The sequence below is a fragment of the Dellaglioa algida genome (assembly GCF_030127605.1).
GTDB lineage: Bacteria > Bacillota > Bacilli > Lactobacillales > Lactobacillaceae > Dellaglioa > Dellaglioa algida.
In genome coordinates this window covers 137,963-156,765 of record NZ_JANXLE010000004.1, presented here as the reverse complement: position 1 = coordinate 156,765, position 18,803 = coordinate 137,963, and the positions used below count along the sequence as shown (strand labels likewise).

Here is an 18,803-nt window from a genome sequence, read left to right as displayed (position 1 = left end):
GTTCTTCAAATCCCATTGCTAATAAACTCATTGATTTGATACTCTTCTAAAACACAGTGCTGTAATCTTTATCATTTTTCAAAGCTAATAAACTCATTGATTTGATACTCTTCTAAAACAGAGCAGTTGAGTCAATGGAACTCAGTTTAGCTAATAAACTCATTGATTTGATACTCTTCTAAAACAAATGGCACGATTACTGCTGAATCGACATTGCTAATAAACTCATTGATTTGATACTCTTCTAAAACACAGTATCGCCTAGCTCTGGTACTTCATCAGCTAATAAACTCATTGATTTGATACTCTTCTAAAACAAGAATTGTTCGGGTAATATTCCTTTATCCGCTAATAAACTCATTGATTTGATACTCTTCTAAAACAACTGTTTACCTAACTGCTTTTCGTTAATAGCTAATAAACTCATTGATTTGATACTCTTCTAAAACAAAATGGCACATGGTAAAACAGAATTACAGGCTAATAAACTCATTGATTTGATACTCTTCTAAAACAGATAATCAGCTTCTTCTGGTTTTGTCATTGCTAATAAACTCATTGATTTGATACTCTTCTAAAACCATCAATCGGAGATGATACTGATGAAGAAAGCTAATAAACTCATTGATTTGATACTCTTCTAAAACTAGAGGCAGATAAAAAAATACTCGCTGAATGCTAATAAACTCATTGATTTGATACTCTTCTAAAACTGAGGTACCATCCGATAATGCTGTTAATAAGCTAATAAACTCATTGATTTGATACTCTTCTAAAACAAATTAATTGTAATCTTGTATCTAGTTATAGCTAATAAACTCATTGATTTGATACTCTTCTAAAACTCGTCAATTGCGTTTTTAATACACGATCCGGCTAATAAACTCATTGATTTGATACTCTTCTAAAACCTTGGAGCAATGGTGTTGCCAGTAGCAGCAGCTAATAAACTCATTGATTTGATACTCTTCTAAAACAAATAACTTTCATTTTATGTAATGAAAGGAGCTAATAAACTCATTGATTTGATACTCTTCTAAAACAACGTTGCTGCAAACTGTTTAATCGTTTCAGCTAATAAACTCATTGATTTGATACTCTTCTAAAACCTGGTATAATGGTCATCGAAAGTCTTTATTGCTAATAAACTCATTGATTTGATACTCTTCTAAAACGTCTGTTAAATCGACTATTAAGTTAACATCGCTAATAAACTCATTGATTTGATACTCTTCTAAAACCAACATTCGCAATCTTTTCAATTATTTTTTGCTAATAAACTCATTGATTTGATACTCTTCTAAAACCATTTTTTTCTCATGAAATATTCATACTATTCATATCGCCACTCTATGTAGTCATTATCAATATGATAATACCGGCAGTTTTGATACTTTTTTGCATCAATTATTTCTGAAAATTCGATGATAAAGAGTTTTACATCTAATGTCGCAACTAGTCTTACCAATTCGTTGAATTGGCCGATACTAAGATAGTGCGAAACGTTCATTAACACGATAATTTTTGTTTCATTTAATTCTGAAGCGGTTAATACTATACTTTCTATTATACCATATGAGTTACCTTGAACGACATTAGAAAATGTTAAATTAAAAAATTTAATTGTTCTTGCTATATCCCACTCTTGGTTGACGTCTAGAGATATATCGTACATAAAAGCAATATCCAAAATGGCGGTGCGCATTTCCGTGTCCAATTGATTTAACTTTTGGATTTGTCCATCGCTCAAATCGCCAATAATTTTTTTCGTTAATCTACTTTGAAATAATTTATTCAAATCAATAGTTGACACTTCTCCACCAAAAATAATTGCCTTAGTTATTTCCATAACCTGATACTGATCATCACTCACTTTAACGACATCCTGTTGTTCCTTTATTCCCGCAATCATCTTTGTATATACTTCGGCTGAACTAGTACTGAATACCGTAATTTTATGACTTTTAATTTCAAATGGTTGATAAGGATACAAAGTTATTTTCATAGAATTAACGTCCTTTCCGACGAGTTACGGACATCTTTTTTTAGCTCACCCGCTAAAAAATGCATTTTATTATATTGTTGTTCAGTTACCATCAAGGTCTGAATAAGACCTTCGTCAGGAACATAACCCGCAATTCTATTTTCTATAAATTGAGCCGACTGTTTACTAACACATACCCGAACATAAACCGAGTATTGGATCATCAAAAAGCCTTCATTTAATAATGATTTTCTGAAATGGCGATATGCTCTACGTTCAGAGCTTGTTTTAGTGGGCAAATCAAACATTACTAATAATCGCATTATTCGGTACCTCATGAATCATCTCCACCTTTACAGTTAGATTATCTTTCGAATCATTCATAAAATTCAAACAATTTTGGACATGCCTTGTTAAAGCGTTTCTTAATATCATTGTCTGGTTATTATAGTTTAATTCTAAATTTAATAATTCAATTAATCCGAATTTAACATCAGGCGTTAAATCAGTCATTTTTTGATGTGCAACCCAATAATCAATAACGGGACGAAATGGTTCCATTAAATCTGAGCCCAAATTAAAATCATTCATTGTATTATGATGATGAATGCCTAACTGCGTGAGTGAGCCGTTGCAGACAATTTCACGATTTACGGCGGATAATAGCAAGCTATAACCATAATTAAGCGCCGCATTAATAGCACTAAAATCACTACGTGAAAATTTATTTCCAAATATCAATTGAAAATATTTACGTGCAATAACGGCTTCTCGGTTACTTTGATCCCCACGCTCTAATTTTTGCGCCTCTAACTCTAAATCCAAAATTTCTTTATCTAATAGTTTGGCAACCTGAATTTGCATTGCTATCTTAGCACCCACCACTTCTGTCCAGGCGATCTCCTTTAGGTCTAATGACCAAGCAAACTGATTTTGCATAGATACAACACTTCTATTTCCTGGATACTGCTCAACAACCTCACATGTTGGATTACCATCACGACCAGAAAAAATAATTTTTGCTCCTGAGTTACTCAATTCCGTAATTGCCGGAACCGTTAGAACTGCCTGCGTTGTTTCAACTAACAATATTTGAATATCATCAATTGGAATCTGATGTGTCTCGTTGTTAGTTTGAACAATTATCTTTCTCCCAGAATAAGATATTTTTGCATGCTGTGTAACAACAACTGTTCGCCATCCCATAACATTTCACTCCCGTTTCAATAACACTACTTGTTTATAACCGCTAAGCGTGTTATAATTTTTTTGTTGAGTCCGATACGCTCAACTAATGAACTTATTGATTTGATACTCTGCGTTAAAATCAAACGAAACCTTCGGGTTGAGTTTTTACTTATGAGCCTCGTATGAGGCCTTTTTTTGTGCCTAAAATTTTAAAAAGCTGGCGTATCATTTCAATAATGATACGCCAGCTTTTCGTCTATAAATCTTTTAAAGCAACTCTTCGTTCAAACAATCCCGTTGGCGATTGGTAAATAATTTGCGTTTCTGGTGAAAAGCTTATTTTTTTTGCTACTAACATGCCAAATGACGTTTTAATCCCTAACTCGTCAAGTTTTGTTCTTGATGCATTGGCGTGTAACCCTATTAAAATTCTATCTAAAAGCGTTTTTTGGCCAATTTGAACCACCTTGCGATTCTCCCATTTGTCATCCCATGGTAGTTCATTAAAAATTATTTTACCTTTATTTAAATTTTCTCGAAATCCATTAATATCATAAATTGGAAAATAAGTATTAACCTGGTCTAATATTTCTTCATATACTTCTGGAGCCATATCTCGGGATTCATTTTTTGAATAATTATTGTTCAATAATTGAACAGAACTTTTTCTTAAAAATAATTCTTGAGCGTTATGTCTGTAATTATCTGACGCAACTGTTAACTCCTGACCGTTATCATAGAAACGTTGATTAATCATGACTCTTTCTATCACAATATCAAACTCTATATTTTTTTTAAATTGTGATGATAGCAGTGACTTTAATTTTCTCTTTCTTTCTTTTATATCAATAATTCTTTCAAGCTCATTAACCCATAATCTGTTTACACCACAAATCTGGTAACTTTCCCCTTTTTTATCTTTAACGCGAACTAAACACATATACCCATTTTTCTTGCTCGAGTATCCGCCATAAAGTTCCGTAGGCCGATCATCTTTAGCAGGAATTAATTGTTTAGCCCCACGTCCGCTTGCCTTATCATCTTTAGCTTTATAAATTGTTTGATTGTATAATGCGCCATTATTAGTGTGCACTTCACGCGCCATGACAATTTTTTTGAAATTATATATTTTATTCATGTAAGCCAAATCGGCAGCCTGTTGCCAAATTATCTCTCCTGTGTCTTCAACAACTACTTGCTCTTTCCTGAGACCAGACAAAAAATTAAAATTACGCCATTCAGCATTTTGGGGCATCCCTTTTTGATACTCACCATAAACAAAGTAAGATTCTAACTTAGGATATTTTTTCAATAAATATAAACCAACAAATGAAGTCAAATATGCGTCAAATGCATGGTGATGATTATTTAAATTCCGATTTTTGGGGAAATCAAAATCTTGTCTCATTTGATGCGTTAAATTACTCTTAACGGTAATTAACTTCACATCATCATCAGCATATTTACTAATTAACAGATTAGTCGCCAATTTAATAATTTGTCTTGTTTCAACTAATTGTCGATTAATGAACCCGTTCATCGTATATTTATTCATATGTTCTGGGTTTAAAGTTAAGTTATTGTATTTTTTACGCGTAATTAATCCTGCGCGTAACATCTGTTCCCAATTGGCACGCATCTCTTTACCAAATTTAACTTCAGCAAAGTCATTTAATGGTAATTGATCAGACTTACTTCTATTCATTTTGGCCGAAACTAACACACGATTATCTAATGAATTATCTTTAATAAATGCTTGCGGTAAGATATGATCAATATCATATTTTGATAAATCATCAATATTCAGCGGTTGGTTAGTATACATATCACGACCACCCTGCATGAAGTAGAGGAATAATCTTGTATTTGCCAATGCAGAATTTGAAAGGTCTTTTAGCTCTTGTTTAATTTCTTGATCATTTAAGAGATCAGAACTAATTGTTTGGTAAACATTTTCAACCTGGCGTTTACGCTGTACCGATAATCTTGGATTATCTTCCTTACCTTTTGCAAATTCAATTAAAATTCGACTTGGTGCTTTATTTTTCATTGCTTTTTGGATATCATCAACAACTAATAAAATTTGGCGAAGCGCCTTTTTATTTTGTGGTGACGTATATAAGTTATTAATGACATCGTCTGAATCATTGTCGCTTAAAAGAAGTTGATTTGAATCTGTAACTGCCTTATCAATATCTTCCGAATGGACAATTTGCATAAAATTATCATTCGTATCCCAGAGTTTATCCATAATTCGTTGGCCATTTTGATCAACTAATTTCATCAATAATTTATCCGATAGTCGACCCCAACCACGATAACGTTTAAGCGACATATTTTTGCGTTGCTCGTCTGACAACCATTCAATTTCATTTAACTTATCAGCGAATATTCGACCGTCTTCAAATATAGTTGACCACTCAATAATTTTTTCAAAATTAGCCTGTTTATCCGTATTGTCCACTAAATCACCAAAAATTAGTTTTAATTCATGGTAAGTACTTAAACTGCTATTGAATTTTTCGCCATCAGCTAGTCCAGTAATAATTGGATTACTTGCATATTGCCCTTCTGTTACTAGATAAGACTGAATATTTTTAACCGTAACATGCGGCTGTTTTAAGAATAGGTCATTAAAGATAGCTTGTTTTTGCTCAAGCGTAATTCGTTCGTCATCAATTTTAATCACATTTAGTTCATTTAAGACTTCAAATCTTTGATAGATCATACTTCTCTTTGGTAAAACGTCCTCAGCAAGTAAATAAGTATCCGTTGTCGTCATTCTCTTAATAAACTCATTTGCCGAAGCCTGGCGATCTACTTTTTCATCAAAATTCCAAGGTGTAATTCGGCCTTCTTCTTTTCGCACCATCCATGCAAATTTAGCGTTTGACGTTTGTTGTTGGTCTTCAGCTGTAATCATCGGTCCAACATAATAAGGGACTCTGAAATTGACGAGTTCATCCAATTTATACTTGGCAGTTTTTTGTCTTTGCTCATTCGGATTAATTTCTGCCAACCAAGGATAGTATTTTTTCTGGTTATCAATAATTTGATCAAGTTCTTTTTGATGCAATTGATGCGGAATAGCGCCATTGTCTTTTGTACGCTGTTTAGGCATAAATTGACCTAACTCAATTAAATTCAAAATTTCAGTAATCTTGTCATCAGCGTCTTGTTTCTTAAGAACTTTGCTAATAACGGTATAAAAGTTTTCCAATGTCTCATTGTCATCAATATACGCATCATAGGCAGTTCTTAATTCCTTTTGATCCTTCTCGGGTAATTGCCCACGGACTTCTTTTAATAAAGCTAAATGTTTATGGTGATCGTTATACTTTTCAATCATTGACTCCGATAATGAATACCCTTCAGGAACAATACCGGCTAATAAAATACTAGAATATAAATCTCTCAATACTTCAACCACTTGTACCGCTTGATCATTATCGCTTATCTCTAATCCATTTAATTTATCATCAAAATCTTCCGAGTTAAAACTTAATGTCCAAGCCTTAGCGTCATCTACTTCAATTCCAGTGAAAATATTAAATTTAGCTTTTAATCCCAAAATTGCTTTTAAGATTTCCGTCGCAATCGTCTTGTTTAGTTTTTCTTGTTTTTTATCTGTCACGGCGCGATAAATTAACGGTAATGCTTGACGTTGTCGCTTACTTGCGCTCTTGTCGTTATCCAACAATATTTCTTTAATATCATTTAAATGATCCGTTGACAGTTTGAATTCAGACTCGCTAAAAATGTCGTCGAACACGCTTGTTAATTGATTAAAATGTCCGTCTAAATCAAATTCTCCGCTCTTAAATGAGCTCGCTGGTGCCACGTTCAAAAAATGGCCACGATATTTAACAATATGATGAATAGCTAAATAAATTTCGCGAATGTCAAATTGTTTAGATTCCGTCATTAGTTTAGCTCTTAGATGATAAATAGTTGGATATTCATGATAAAAATCCGCATCGAATTTATCATTAAATAAGCTCATTTGCGGATATTTTTTTTGACCGTCTTTAGGACTCAAATTAGATTGTTTCTGTCGTAAAAAGAACGATTCATCAATTGGCGTTATGTATGGTTCAAATATTTCACGCAATAATCCTAATCGCCATTTTCTACGTTTTAAACGTCGATGCGTTGTTCTAAATCCTCGACGTTCTTCGGCTGTCTTTCCTTCGTCATACAGGCGCACACCGTATCCCATTTTTCCCTTTACACGAACTAATTTACTTTGATCGTCTACCACCGACCAACCGATAGAATTGGTTCCAATATCTAACCCAATATTATACGAATCGTTCATTTTTCCACTCCCTCTTCTAGCAAGATACAACTGCTCGGCCATATCTCCTATAATCATGATAATAATATTCTTAAAATTATTACCTTATACTGCCATATTTTAACATATTTTTGGGCAAAAAAAAAAGCCTTGATTAACAAGGCTTTTCAACGTCTTTCTAACGGCGAGCTTCTTTAATACGAGCAGCTTTACCATTAAGAGCACGTAAGTAGTACAATTTAGCACGACGTACGCGACCATGACGGATAACTTCAATTTTAGCAACACGAGGTGAATGCAATGGGAAAGTACGTTCAACACCGACACCGTTACTGATTTTACGAACAGTGTAGCTTGAGCTAATACCTTTACCACGGCGTTTTAAAACAACACCTTCGAAAAGTTGGATACGTTCACGTGTGCCTTCAACAACACGGGCGTGAACTCGAACAGTATCACCTGGGCGGAACTCAGGAATATCTGTACGTAATTGTGCTTCTGTAAGTTTTGCGATCATTGGACTCATAATTTGGATCTCCTTTTCGACAGAAATTCATACACATTTATATGCCAGCGGAATATCGTAATTTTATGTGGCTTTTAACCACTTTTGAAAGTGTATCATATTAATTTAGAGGCGTAAAGGTAATTTCCTTTACTTCTCCGATTTTATATCGGCCAACCATTCAACTTGTTGTTTAGATAATTGGATATCTTCCAGCAAGTCCGGTCTTCTCTCAAGCGTTCGTCTCAATGATTCTTTTTGACGCCATTCTTCAATTAATTTATGGTTCCCATTTGTTAATACATCTGGAACCTTCATCCCTCTAAAATCCGCTGGTCGCGTATATTGTGGATATTCCAACAAACCATTTGAGAAAGAATCTCCTGGGGCTGATTCTTTATTACCCAAAACTTCAGGCAATAAACGAACCGTTGCATCGATCATAACCATTGCTCCGAGTTCACCACCCGTTAAGATATAGTCACCAAGTGAAACCTCGTCTGTTACAAGTTCACGAATACGTTCGTCGTATCCCTCGTAATGACCACAAATGAAAGTTAAATGTTCTTCATTGGCAAATTCTTCGGCAACTTTTTGATCAAATTTACGGCCGGCTGGGTCTAACAGAATAACTTTACCTTTTGTGTTAGATTCTTTTTGAACGGCTTCTAGAGCGTCAAAAACGGGTTGCGCCTGTAGTAACATCCCTGCGCCACCACCATATGGATAATCATCAACATGGTTCTGTTTATCAGTCGTAAAATCTCTAAAATTAGTTAATTTTAAATCAAGAACATTATTATCAATTGCCTTACCAACAATTGATTGTTTCATCGGTCCATCAAACATTTCTGGGAACAAACTCAAAACATCAATTTTCATATTTAGTCGTCCAATCCATCTAAAAGTTCAACTGTTACAAGATTATTATCGATGTTAACATTTTTAATAACATCTTTAATAACGGGCAATAACAGATCACCCTTACCTTGTCGTTTAACAACCCATACATCGTTGGCACCTGGACTTAAAATTTCGTAAATGGTCCCAATTTTTTCTTTGTCTTCGTTTTGAACGTCTAACCCAATAATTTGATGGTAATAATAATTACCTTCTTCTAATTCTTGAAGACCCTCATCAGCCACTTTTAAATCCAGACCTTTATATTTTTCAACCAGGTTAATATCTTGTAATCCTTCAAACGTCACGAGTTCAAAATTTTTATGATGTCTATAGGTCATAACCGTTAATGAAATAACTTGTTTACCATTTTTATCAAACAGATACAAGACGGTTCCCTTTTTAAAACGTTCAGAAACGAAGTCAGTTGTTGCCATAATTCTGACTTCTCCTCTGATCCCATGAGTATTGACGATGGTTCCTACTTGATAATAATCCATATTTGCTCCTTTTCATTGTAAAATAAAAACTCCTAAACAAAACATTCCTGCTTCATTCAAGAGTTACTATTTTAATCTAATATGTTTAGACGCACTCGTTTCGAACTTGCTAGACGCACACCATAGATTATTGTTCTAATAGCCTGCGCAACTTGTCCGTGCTTCCCAATAATACGGCCAATATCATCTGCATTCACAGATAATTCAAAATAGACATAATGATCATCTTGCTTCTGTCCAACTTGGACATCATCAGGATTTTCAACAAGCGGTTTGACAATTGTTAAAATTAAATTTGTCACTTCTGCTTCAGTCATTTAATCGTCCTTATTTTTTAGAGAATTTAGCTTCATGGAATTTCTTCATGATGCCTGCATTTGAAAGAATGTTACGAACAGTATCTGATGGTTGTGCACCATTGTTCAACCAGTTAATAATACTTTCTTCTTCAAGTGTTACTGTTTGTGGTTCTGTTAATGGGTTGTAAGTACCAACGTTTTCGATGAAACGGCCATCACGTGGTGAACGTGAATCAGCTACAACGACACGGTAGAACGGTCTCTTTTTAGAACCCATACGTTTTAAACGAATTTTTACTGACATTAATATACACCTCCTGATATCTACTTCAACAATAATTAATATACCAGTTATTTAATGGCTTGTAAAGGTTTTTTTCTTGACAGTTAAAATAAATTTCAAAAATGCCTTTAAAGCCACACCAGTATTGATTTATTTATCGATTATTTTCTAGAATTTTTATTTTTTTTCATGCGTTTTTTCTTGTTTTTCTTATTTTTACGAACCATTGAATTCATGGACATCTTGGCCAAGCGACCCGTTACGCCCTTACCAAGCATTCCTTCCATTCCCTCAAAATTACCACTGTTCATTTTCTTCATCATCTTTTTCATCTCGCCGAATTGTTTAATCATACGATTAACTTCAACGATTGGACGTCCTGCACCAGCAGCAATACGACGGCGACGACTTGGATTTAAGACATCTGGATTTTCACGTTCTTGTGGTGTCATTGAATAGACAGTTGCTCGCATATGATCAATATCTTTAGGATCCATTTTAACGTTCTTCATGGCTGGGTTATTAGCCATACCGGGGATCATCTTCATGATATCTTCCATAGGACCCATATTTTGTAACTGATCCATTTGACTTAAGAAATCATTAAAATCAAATGTATTTTCTTGGAATTTTTCAGCCATTTTAGCTGATTCTTTTTCATCAAAATCTTGTTGCGCTTTTTCAATCAGCGTGAGCATATCACCCATGCCTAAAATTCTTGATGCCATACGATCGGGATAGAACACATCCAAATCAGTCATTTTTTCGCCTTGACCAATAAATTTAATTGGTTTACCTGTTACGGAACGGATTGATAAGGCAGCACCACCACGAGTATCACCATCTAATTTAGTTAAGACAATACCAGTAACGTCTAATTGCTCATTGAAGCCCTTAGCCACGTCTACGGCACTCTGTCCAGTCATTGAATCAACTGTTAAAAGAATTTCGTTAGGTGCGGCTAATGCTTTTATTTGAGCTAATTCATCCATTAAATTCTCATCAATTTGTAGACGACCGGCCGTATCAATAATAATGTAATCATTTTTATTTTCTGCAGCCTGTGCTAACCCTTGTCGAACGATCTCTACGGGATTAACCTTTGTACCTAGTTCAAAAACGGGAATTTCTAAATCACGACCTAATACTTGTAATTGATCAATAGCAGCTGGACGATAAACATCGGCTGCAATCATCAAAGGTCTAGCATTTTCTTCTTTTTTTAATTTTAAGGCTAACTTACCAGCTGTCGTTGTTTTACCAGCCCCTTGTAACCCAACCATCATAATAATAGTTGGGATTTTAGGTGATTTATTTAACGGAACAGCTGTTTCACCCATAACTTTAGTTAACTCTTCATTAACAATTTTTACGATTTGCTGTGATGACGTTAAACTATCAAGAACCTCTGACCCAATTGCGCGTTCTCGAACGACTTTAACGAATTCTTTAACGACCGTAAAGTTAACATCAGCTTCAAGCAAGGCTAAGCGAATTTCACGCATAACTTCCTTTAAATCAGTCTCGGAGATTTTACCCTTGCGACGAAGCTTCGTCATCGCATTTTGTAATCTTTCTGTTAGTCCTTCAAATGCCATTTTAACTACCTACCCTTATTCTTCGTCTAATTCTTCTAATTGATTAATTAGATCGGTTAATTTTTGGTCTTCTTCATAGTTGCTATCTGTATACTGTTTAATTTGATCCAATTTTTCATTACGTTTAATAAAATTATGATATAAATTCAACTTATCTTCATAATCTTCTAAAATTTTTTCGGTTCGCTTTATATTGTCATAGACGGCTTGTCGACTGACATCAAAGTTATCCGCAATTTCTCCAAGTGAGAAATCATCGCCATAATACATAGCCATGTATTCAGCTTGTTTTTTAGTTAATAATGATTCATAAAATTCAAACAATGCATTTACTCGATTTGTTTTATCAATCGCCACTAAAAAAACTCCTTCGTTTTGTTTCATTTAGTCCTATTAGAAGGGTACCGATTTTAAGGCTAAACGTCAATAGCAAAAAGAAGCCAGATTAGATTAAATCCGACTTCCTAACTTTATTCTTCTGTTGTTTCTGCTTCTTCTTTTGTAGGTTGTTCTCGAACAAGTCCTTTAAACAAGCCATAAACGAAATCTTCCGCATTAAAATCACGTAAATCATCCATCTGTTCACCTAATCCAGCAAGTTTTACTGGTAAATGCATTTCATTACGAATTGCTAAAACAATACCACCACGGGCGGTGCCATCAAGTTTTGTTAAAACAATACCGCTGACATCAGTTGTTTCCTTAAATTGTTTAGCTTGAATTAATGCATTTTGACCCGTTGTTGCGTCCAAGACAAGTAGGACTTCGTGAGGTGCGTCAGGGATTTCTCTGGAGATGATACGTTTAATTTTGTCTAACTCGCTCATTAAATTAACTTTATTTTGTAAACGACCTGCCGTATCAACAAGTAAGACATCATAGTCTTCCTCTTTAGCCCGTTTAACGGCATCAAAGATAACTGATGCGGGATCACTTTTTTCTGGACCACGTACGACTTCTACATCCACACGACGTCCCCATTCAGCGAGTTGTTCAATTGCACCGGCTCTAAATGTATCTCCGGCAGCCAAAAGAACCTTCTTACCTTCTTCGTGGTAACGATGTGCTAATTTACCAATTGTAGTCGTTTTACCAACACCATTTACGCCAACAAATAAAATAACGGTTGGACCCGATTCAGCTTGTGCAATCGAATTATCTTCGTTTTCACCCTCTGATTCGTATAAATCAACCAATTTTTCAATAATTGCGGCGGAGACAGCATCAGGATCACTAACATTGCGTAATTTAACCTCTTCTTGTAATTCACGACTAATTGTCATAGCTGTTTCAAACCCTACATCAGCTTCAATTAAAGTTTCTTCTAGTTCTTCAAAAAAGTCCTCATCGACCGTTCTAAAATTTGCAAACAATGAATTTAATCGTTGTCCAAAAGTTTTTCTTGATTTCTCGAGACCCTTATCATATTTTTCTTGTTCAGAAGATTCTGGTTCTTCACCCGTAAAGGCCTGTTTAATTCTACTAAATATTCCCAATTTTAGCGCCTCCTAGTCTTTTGGTAGTATATCAAACCGCATTATCTAATGATACCGAAACCATCTTAGATATACCCGATTCCTGCATGGTGACACCATACAGCGTATTTGCTTCGACCATCGTTCCATTTCGATGAGTAATCACAATGAATTGCGTTTCTTGATGAAAGGATTTTAAATAACTCGCAAATCGGGCGACGTTAGCATCATCAAGTGCCGCTTCAGCCTCATCTAAAATACAAAAAGGAACCGGTTTAACTTTTAAAATAGCAAATAATAACGTTATTGCCGTTAGTGCCTGCTCGCCACCAGAAAGTAAACTTAAACTTTGGACTTTCTTACCAGGTGGTTGAGCCAAAATATCAATCCCGGTTGTCAGAAGATTATCCGGATTGGTTAATTGAAGCTGCGCTTTACCGCCACCAAACATAACCGGAAAAATAGCCTCAAATGCCTTTGAAATATCATCAAAACTATTTTTAAATCGTTTTTCAACTTCCGTATCCATATCAAACATCGTTTTTTTCAATTGTTCATCAGCTTCTAATAAGTCTGTTTGTTGCGCCAATAAAAATGAATAACGCTCATTAACTCTTTCAAACTCATCAATTGATGCGACATTAACATTACCAATTTCTTTTAACCCTTTTTTCAATAATTTTTGTTGTAGTAAGATAGTTTCAAAGGTCTGATTACTTTCTGATTTTGCCGCTTCCTCAAAAGTTTTCTGAAACTCGCTATTTAACTTATTTAAAGACGTATCAAGTGAGTCATCAAGTTGTTGTTGCTGATTTTCAGTTTTTACCTTATCAGCAATAACATTTCTCTGTAATTCAGAAATACGCGATAAATGTTCATTTTCTTCGGTTAAAACTTGATTAATCTCAGAACGTTTTTGTTTAAAATCAATCAGGTTTTGGTTAGATTGATCCATTTTCTTTTGAAATTCTTGAATTTTTTCTTGAATTTCACTTTCTTGCATCTGGCCGTTTTCGGTCCGTTTAATTAGTTCTTGGTAGCGTTCTTTAATTGACGCCCGTTCTTGTATTAAACGTTTAATTTCAGTATTTAATTGAGTAACGTGCCCATTTTGTTGTTTTAATTGCTCTTGAAAAACAAGTAAACTCTCACGATGATTTTGTTTTTTTACCTGTTGCTGTTTTTCAAACTGTCCAGCATTTTTTAACCTCAAATTAATTTCAGTAATTTCGGTGTTTACTGTCTCAATTTGTTGCGTCAAATCAGTTATTTTTTCTGTGTTAACTTTATATTTTTGTTCATTATTAATTTGATTAGTTTGATTTTCTTTCAACGTATTACTTTTTTCAGTCATCATTAATTCTTGTTGCTCTAAAGTTAAACGACCCGTTGTTAATTGCGTCTGCGTCTCTTGATACTGGTTTTTCAAATCGACAATCAATAGCTCAATCGACTCAATAGTCTGTTTTTGATTTTCAATGGCCACTCTTGTCTGGTTACCTTGAATCTCACGAGTATCCAATTCTCGTTGCATTTTTTGGATACTATCATCCAGCTGTACAATGGCTTGTTTTTGATTTAATAAGCCACCGGTTCGTTGTTGCTTACCACCAGTCATTGACCCACCAGCATTCATTACTTCTCCGGTAAGTGTAACAACCTTAATTCGATGGCTCAACAAACGGCTAACCGTAATTGCAGCATCCATATTTTGAACAATAATCGTACTTCCTAACAAGTAACTGTTAACCTCAGAGAATCGAGAATCAACCTGAACTAACTCAGCGGCAACACCAATTACACCAGCATGACTTAAAACAGAACGTTGGGTGCTACTCAAAACCCGACTTTTAATAACTGATATTGGTAAGAACGTTGCCCGTCCGTAATTTTTTTGAGTTAAAAACTTAATTGCACTTTTAGCAACGGTCTCATCTTGGACAACAACTTGTTGCAATTGTGCACCCAACGCCGTTTCAATCGCCGTATTAATTTTTTTTGGCACTGTCATTAATTCGGCAACAGAACCATACAACCCAGGAAACTGATCCTTTTCTTTTAAAATTTCTTTAACACCTTGATAGTAACCGTTATAACTATTTTGAATTGACTGTAAATTATCTTTTTTATTTTTCGCTTGTTGTAGTATATTGGACGCCTCAAACCAATTACGCTGTTGACTTTCATAGGTTTCAACATCAACTTTTAAATTGGCTTTTAACCCAGCTATTCTTTGTTCCTCGTTAGCTAGATTACCAGCGACCAAATCAAATTTAGTTTTTTTAATCGAAAAATCATTTTGTAATTGGTTTAACTGATTTTGCTCGTTAATTAACGGCTGTTCATCTGTGATTATATTGGTCTTTATTAATTTTTGTAAAAACTCATTTTCACTTTGTAGTCGTGTTCGCTGTTGAATGGCTTCATTAGCATTGTTCTCTAAGTTCTTTAAGTTGTCTTCGCCGGACACAGCAATATTAGATAATTCGTTATCAATTGAACTGATAACCACTTCTTCATCCGTAATATTTTGTTGCAATACCAATAATTGTTTATTCATATTCGCTAACGCTTCTTGTTTTAACTTAATTTGGCTAGCCAACGTCTCTTGCTCATTCTTTAATTCCGTTATTTTTTGTTTTTCAAAATCTTTTTTTTGAGTGGAGACATTACTTTGTCCCGTTAAACGTTCCTTATTGATTGTTAAATCTAGTAATTCATTTTGAGTTTGATCAATCAAATTTTCAATCTTTTCTAGTTCAGTTCGATGTTTAGTTACTTCTTGTTCTTTTATCGTTACTTTAATTTTAAAATCGCCGTCCATTTTAATTAACTTATCTAACGACGATACCACAGACTCTTTTTGTAATGATTGTCTTTTAATAGATTTCACTAACCGGCTGAGTTCTAATTCATCAAATTGCTTTTTTTGGGCCACATAATCTTTTGCCAGACTACTTTGCTCACGTAACGGATCCAATTGACCTTTGAGTTCAAATATAATATCAGAAACTCGGTCCAAATGTCCCTTTGTTTCTTCTAACTGTCGCACAGCAACATGTTTTTCTTGTTTATATTTTAAAACGCCCGCAACTTCTTCAATAATTGAGCGTCTATCTTCAGGTTTACTATTAAAAATTTCGGCAACTCGACCTTGAGAAATGATCGAAAATGATTCTTTTCCAAGACCGGTATCCATAAACAGGTTCGTAATGTCCTTAAGTCGACACTGTCTTTGATTAATCATAAATTCACTAGTGCCATCTCTAAATAACCGTCGGGTAACGGTTATTTTTTCGGGATTATCTTGAATATAAAAATCAGAGTTATCGAAAGTAATGCTAACCTCGGCACGGTTAATCGATACTCGGTTTGTTGACCCTGCAAAAATGACGTCCGGCATTTTACTCCCACGTAAATTTTTTGCCGATTGTTCACCAAGTACCCAACGAATAGCTTCAATAATATTACTTTTACCACTACCATTAGGGCCAACGACGCCAGTCATCCCATCTTTAAATTCAATTGTTGTTTTGTCTGCAAATGATTTAAACCCATCAATGACTAAAGACTCTAATTTCATTTATTACTGACCCCCTGAACATTTTTACTTTCTTAGTAACCCCAATGCATTACTTGCTGCTTGTTGTTCCGCAACTTTCTTAGAGTGTCCAGCACCCTGTCCGATAATCTTGCCATCAGCACTAACAGTCATCACATATTGTCTGTCATGTTCCGGTCCAAGGTCATCAACGACATCGTACGTAATCACGATATCACCATCTTTTTGTAAAAACTCTTGTAGCGACGTTTTATAATCCATAACGTGATCAAACCATCCCAAATCTAATTTAGGAAAAATAACTTTCCTGATAAATGTTTCGACGGCTAATTTGCCCTGATCTTGATAAAGCGCTCCTACAAAAGATTCAAAAATATCACACAATAATGCAGGTCTTTGACGCGCATTCGCTTTTTCCTCACCTTTACCTAAGCGAATAAATTCATCAAAGCGACATTCTTTAGCAAATGCACTGAAACTCTCTTCACAAACCATTGCGGCTCTCAAACGCGTTAATTTGCCTTGTGGTAGCATCGTGTATCTTTGATATAAGTATTCTGAAACCGTTAACTGTAAAACAGCATCCCCTAAAAATTCAATTCGTTCATAAAATTTTAAATTTTCTTTTGGATGCTCGTTTACATACGATGCCTGTGTAAATGCTTCGTCCAACAAAGCCACATTCGTAAATTTAATACCAAAATCTTCTTCCAACATTTCGTTTAGTCCTTTTATCATTTATTATCCTCCATTTATTATCATTAACGCTCCTACAATTATACCCGTTTTATGAATTAAAGGGTACTTAATACGCAAAAAAGCGCTGGCAAACTGAATTGCCTCGACGCTTTTACAAACCTATTCAATTTATTAATTTTAATAATTATTTTAAGTTAGCTTTGATGAAAGTAACAACGTCTCCGATGGTTACCAAACTTTCTGCATCTTCATCAGAAATTTCTGCGCCAAATGTATCTTCAAGTTCTAAAACAAATTCAACAACATCTATTGAATCTGCATCCAAATCTTTTTTAAAGTCTAAATCAGGCGTAATCTTTTCCGTTGGTAAATCAAAATGTTCTTCAATGATTTTAGCAATCTTTTCAAAAATTTCTTCTTCTGTCATTCTAATAACCTCCTTTTAAATCATGACGTAATTTTAACCATTTTTCAGAGAAATGTCTAGTTAATTTTGCGTTTTATCAGTCTCTTTTTCAAAATAGTCAACAATATTGGGAACCATATTTGCGCTTACCATATCGTTGGTTTGTTTAATAGTGTAATAAATTGACTCAGCTTTACTTGAACCATGGGCCTTCACAACGGGTGCTTTGACTCCTAATAAAACGGCACCGCCATACTTTGGTGAATCCATTTTATTTTTCAATTGTTTCAAACTTGGTTTTAATAAAAGCGCACCTATTTTAGCACGTAGCCCACCATTCATGATGGCACTTTTTAATAAAGAAAACATCCCTAATGCCGTTCCCTCAACTGATTTCAAAACGGCATTACCAGTAAAACCATCAGAAACGATAATATCAGCTTTACTAGAAAGTAAATCATTAGATTCAATATTACCCACGAAATTTATTTCGGGATCATTCAATAGTAATTGGTATGCTTCTTGCGTCACTTTATTACCCTTATGAGGTTCAGAACCATTATTTAAAAGACCAATCTTAGGCTTTTCAATATGACGAACATTTTTAGCGTAGTAATTTCCCAATACAGCATATTGATGTAAATGTTCAGGTTTACTCTCTGCATTTGCACCAGCATCTAATAAGTTAACAGTTCCATCATTAGACATAACAGGTAGTGTTGCCATTAAGCCAGGTCGTGAAATACCTTTAATTCGGCCGATTACAAAAAGACCTGCGGCAAGTAATGCTCCCGTATTTCCACATGAGAAAATGGCATCATTTTCGCCATCTTTAACGGATTGAGCTGCTAGAACCATTGACGCTTTTTTTTTCGAACGAATTGCCTTAACTGGTTCATCGTTCCCGTCGATTTCTTCGTCAGTATGCACTATTGCAATGTTTGTATCATCGTTCAAAAATTCACGAATTCTTTTTTCATCCCCATACAATGTAAATTGAATCGTGTTATCATCATTTCTAGCGCGTTCAACACCCTCAACGACTGATCGAGGTGCAAAATCGCCACCCATTGCATCAACTGCTAATTTCATAATTATCTTATTCTC

Annotated in this window: 16 protein-coding genes and 1 CRISPR repeat array (1 of these 17 cut by a window edge); all 16 genes read right to left on the bottom strand. The window is 34.7% G+C overall.

Annotated elements, in window-relative coordinates; genetic code table 11:
* Positions 1 to 1,307: a CRISPR direct-repeat array (repeat unit 36 nt; unit sequence GCTAATAAACTCATTGATTTGATACTCTTCTAAAAC); it reaches 907 nt to the left of the window's first position.
* A 26-nt stretch (positions 1,308 to 1,333) separates the two neighbouring features.
* Positions 1,334 to 2,005: a type II-A CRISPR-associated protein Csn2 gene (gene csn2, locus N0K73_RS04905; RefSeq protein WP_112249750.1), complete on the bottom strand. Its 672-nt coding sequence runs from the start codon at positions 2,003 to 2,005 to the stop codon at positions 1,334 to 1,336.
* Positions 2,002 to 2,307, bottom strand: coding sequence for a CRISPR-associated endonuclease Cas2 (gene cas2, locus N0K73_RS04900; RefSeq protein ID WP_225416472.1), 306 nt, complete (start codon positions 2,305 to 2,307; stop codon positions 2,002 to 2,004). The genes csn2 and cas2 overlap by 4 nt, the downstream gene beginning before the upstream one ends.
* Positions 2,285 to 3,190, bottom strand: coding sequence for a type II CRISPR-associated endonuclease Cas1 (cas1, locus tag N0K73_RS04895; protein WP_112249746.1), 906 nt, complete (start codon positions 3,188 to 3,190; stop codon positions 2,285 to 2,287). Before cas1 ends, cas2 begins: the two co-directional genes overlap by 23 nt.
* Positions 3,191 to 3,428: 238 nt before the next feature.
* The gene (gene cas9 / locus N0K73_RS04890; RefSeq protein ID WP_112249744.1) at positions 3,429 to 7,490 is read right to left on the bottom strand and encodes a type II CRISPR RNA-guided endonuclease Cas9; all 4,062 of its coding nucleotides are present in this window, start codon (positions 7,488 to 7,490) and stop codon (positions 3,429 to 3,431) included.
* 157 nt (positions 7,491 to 7,647) lie between these two features.
* Positions 7,648 to 7,995, bottom strand: a complete 348-nt coding sequence (rplS, locus tag N0K73_RS04885) for a 50S ribosomal protein L19 (protein ID WP_057973468.1) — start codon at positions 7,993 to 7,995, stop codon at positions 7,648 to 7,650.
* A gap of 129 nt (positions 7,996 to 8,124) precedes the next feature.
* Positions 8,125 to 8,856, bottom strand: a complete 732-nt coding sequence (trmD, locus tag N0K73_RS04880) for a tRNA (guanosine(37)-N1)-methyltransferase TrmD (RefSeq protein ID WP_112249742.1) — start codon at positions 8,854 to 8,856, stop codon at positions 8,125 to 8,127.
* 2 nt (positions 8,857 to 8,858) lie between these two features.
* Positions 8,859 to 9,374 (bottom strand): ribosome maturation factor RimM, encoded by a 516-nt coding sequence (gene rimM / locus N0K73_RS04875; RefSeq protein ID WP_057973466.1) that lies wholly within the window; start codon positions 9,372 to 9,374, stop codon positions 8,859 to 8,861.
* 71 nt (positions 9,375 to 9,445) lie between these two features.
* A complete protein-coding gene (locus N0K73_RS04870) occupies positions 9,446 to 9,691 on the bottom strand; it encodes a KH domain-containing protein (protein ID WP_057973465.1) in 246 nt (81 codons plus the stop codon).
* 10 nt (positions 9,692 to 9,701) lie between these two features.
* Positions 9,702 to 9,977 (bottom strand): 30S ribosomal protein S16, encoded by a 276-nt coding sequence (gene rpsP / locus N0K73_RS04865; protein ID WP_057973464.1) that lies wholly within the window; start codon positions 9,975 to 9,977, stop codon positions 9,702 to 9,704.
* 140 nt (positions 9,978 to 10,117) lie between these two features.
* Positions 10,118 to 11,554: a signal recognition particle protein gene (gene ffh / locus N0K73_RS04860; RefSeq protein ID WP_057973463.1), complete on the bottom strand. Its 1,437-nt coding sequence runs from the start codon at positions 11,552 to 11,554 to the stop codon at positions 10,118 to 10,120.
* A gap of 15 nt (positions 11,555 to 11,569) precedes the next feature.
* A complete protein-coding gene (locus N0K73_RS04855) occupies positions 11,570 to 11,911 on the bottom strand; it encodes a putative DNA-binding protein (RefSeq protein WP_057973644.1) in 342 nt (113 codons plus the stop codon).
* A gap of 113 nt (positions 11,912 to 12,024) precedes the next feature.
* Entirely contained in the window at positions 12,025 to 13,050 is a 1,026-nt protein-coding gene (gene ftsY / locus N0K73_RS04850) for a signal recognition particle-docking protein FtsY (protein WP_112249740.1), read from the bottom strand.
* A gap of 31 nt (positions 13,051 to 13,081) precedes the next feature.
* The gene (gene smc / locus N0K73_RS04845) at positions 13,082 to 16,612 is read right to left on the bottom strand and encodes a chromosome segregation protein SMC (protein ID WP_112249738.1); all 3,531 of its coding nucleotides are present in this window, start codon (positions 16,610 to 16,612) and stop codon (positions 13,082 to 13,084) included.
* A 24-nt stretch (positions 16,613 to 16,636) separates the two neighbouring features.
* Complete coding sequence (rnc, locus tag N0K73_RS04840; protein WP_057973460.1) at positions 16,637 to 17,329, bottom strand: ribonuclease III; 693 nt, start codon at positions 17,327 to 17,329, stop codon at positions 16,637 to 16,639.
* A 145-nt stretch (positions 17,330 to 17,474) separates the two neighbouring features.
* Positions 17,475 to 17,717: an acyl carrier protein gene (acpP, locus tag N0K73_RS04835; protein ID WP_057973459.1), complete on the bottom strand. Its 243-nt coding sequence runs from the start codon at positions 17,715 to 17,717 to the stop codon at positions 17,475 to 17,477.
* Positions 17,718 to 17,777: 60 nt separating this feature from the next.
* A complete protein-coding gene (plsX, locus tag N0K73_RS04830) occupies positions 17,778 to 18,788 on the bottom strand; it encodes a phosphate acyltransferase PlsX (protein WP_112249730.1) in 1,011 nt (336 codons plus the stop codon).
* Positions 18,789 to 18,803 lie beyond the last annotated feature (15 nt).

Coding starts and splice junctions, on each gene's coding strand:
- trmD (WP_112249742.1), bottom strand. CDS start 8,856: ATGAAAATTGATGTTTTGAGTTTGTTCCCAGAAATGTTTGATGGACCG.
- smc (WP_112249738.1), bottom strand. CDS start 16,612: ATGAAATTAGAGTCTTTAGTCATTGATGGGTTTAAATCATTTGCAGAC.
- rnc (WP_057973460.1), bottom strand. CDS start 17,329: ATGATAAAAGGACTAAACGAAATGTTGGAAGAAGATTTTGGTATTAAA.
- csn2 (WP_112249750.1), bottom strand. CDS start 2,005: ATGAAAATAACTTTGTATCCTTATCAACCATTTGAAATTAAAAGTCAT.
- acpP (WP_057973459.1), bottom strand. CDS start 17,717: ATGACAGAAGAAGAAATTTTTGAAAAGATTGCTAAAATCATTGAAGAA.
- rpsP (WP_057973464.1), bottom strand. CDS start 9,977: ATGTCAGTAAAAATTCGTTTAAAACGTATGGGTTCTAAAAAGAGACCG.
- rplS (WP_057973468.1), bottom strand. CDS start 7,995: ATGAGTCCAATGATCGCAAAACTTACAGAAGCACAATTACGTACAGAT.
- cas2 (WP_225416472.1), bottom strand. CDS start 2,307: ATGCGATTATTAGTAATGTTTGATTTGCCCACTAAAACAAGCTCTGAA.
- N0K73_RS04870 (WP_057973465.1), bottom strand. CDS start 9,691: ATGACTGAAGCAGAAGTGACAAATTTAATTTTAACAATTGTCAAACCG.
- ffh (WP_057973463.1), bottom strand. CDS start 11,554: ATGGCATTTGAAGGACTAACAGAAAGATTACAAAATGCGATGACGAAG.
- cas1 (WP_112249746.1), bottom strand. CDS start 3,190: ATGGGATGGCGAACAGTTGTTGTTACACAGCATGCAAAAATATCTTAT.
- rimM (WP_057973466.1), bottom strand. CDS start 9,374: ATGGATTATTATCAAGTAGGAACCATCGTCAATACTCATGGGATCAGA.
- cas9 (WP_112249744.1), bottom strand. CDS start 7,490: ATGAACGATTCGTATAATATTGGGTTAGATATTGGAACCAATTCTATC.
- plsX (WP_112249730.1), bottom strand. CDS start 18,788: ATGAAATTAGCAGTTGATGCAATGGGTGGCGATTTTGCACCTCGATCA.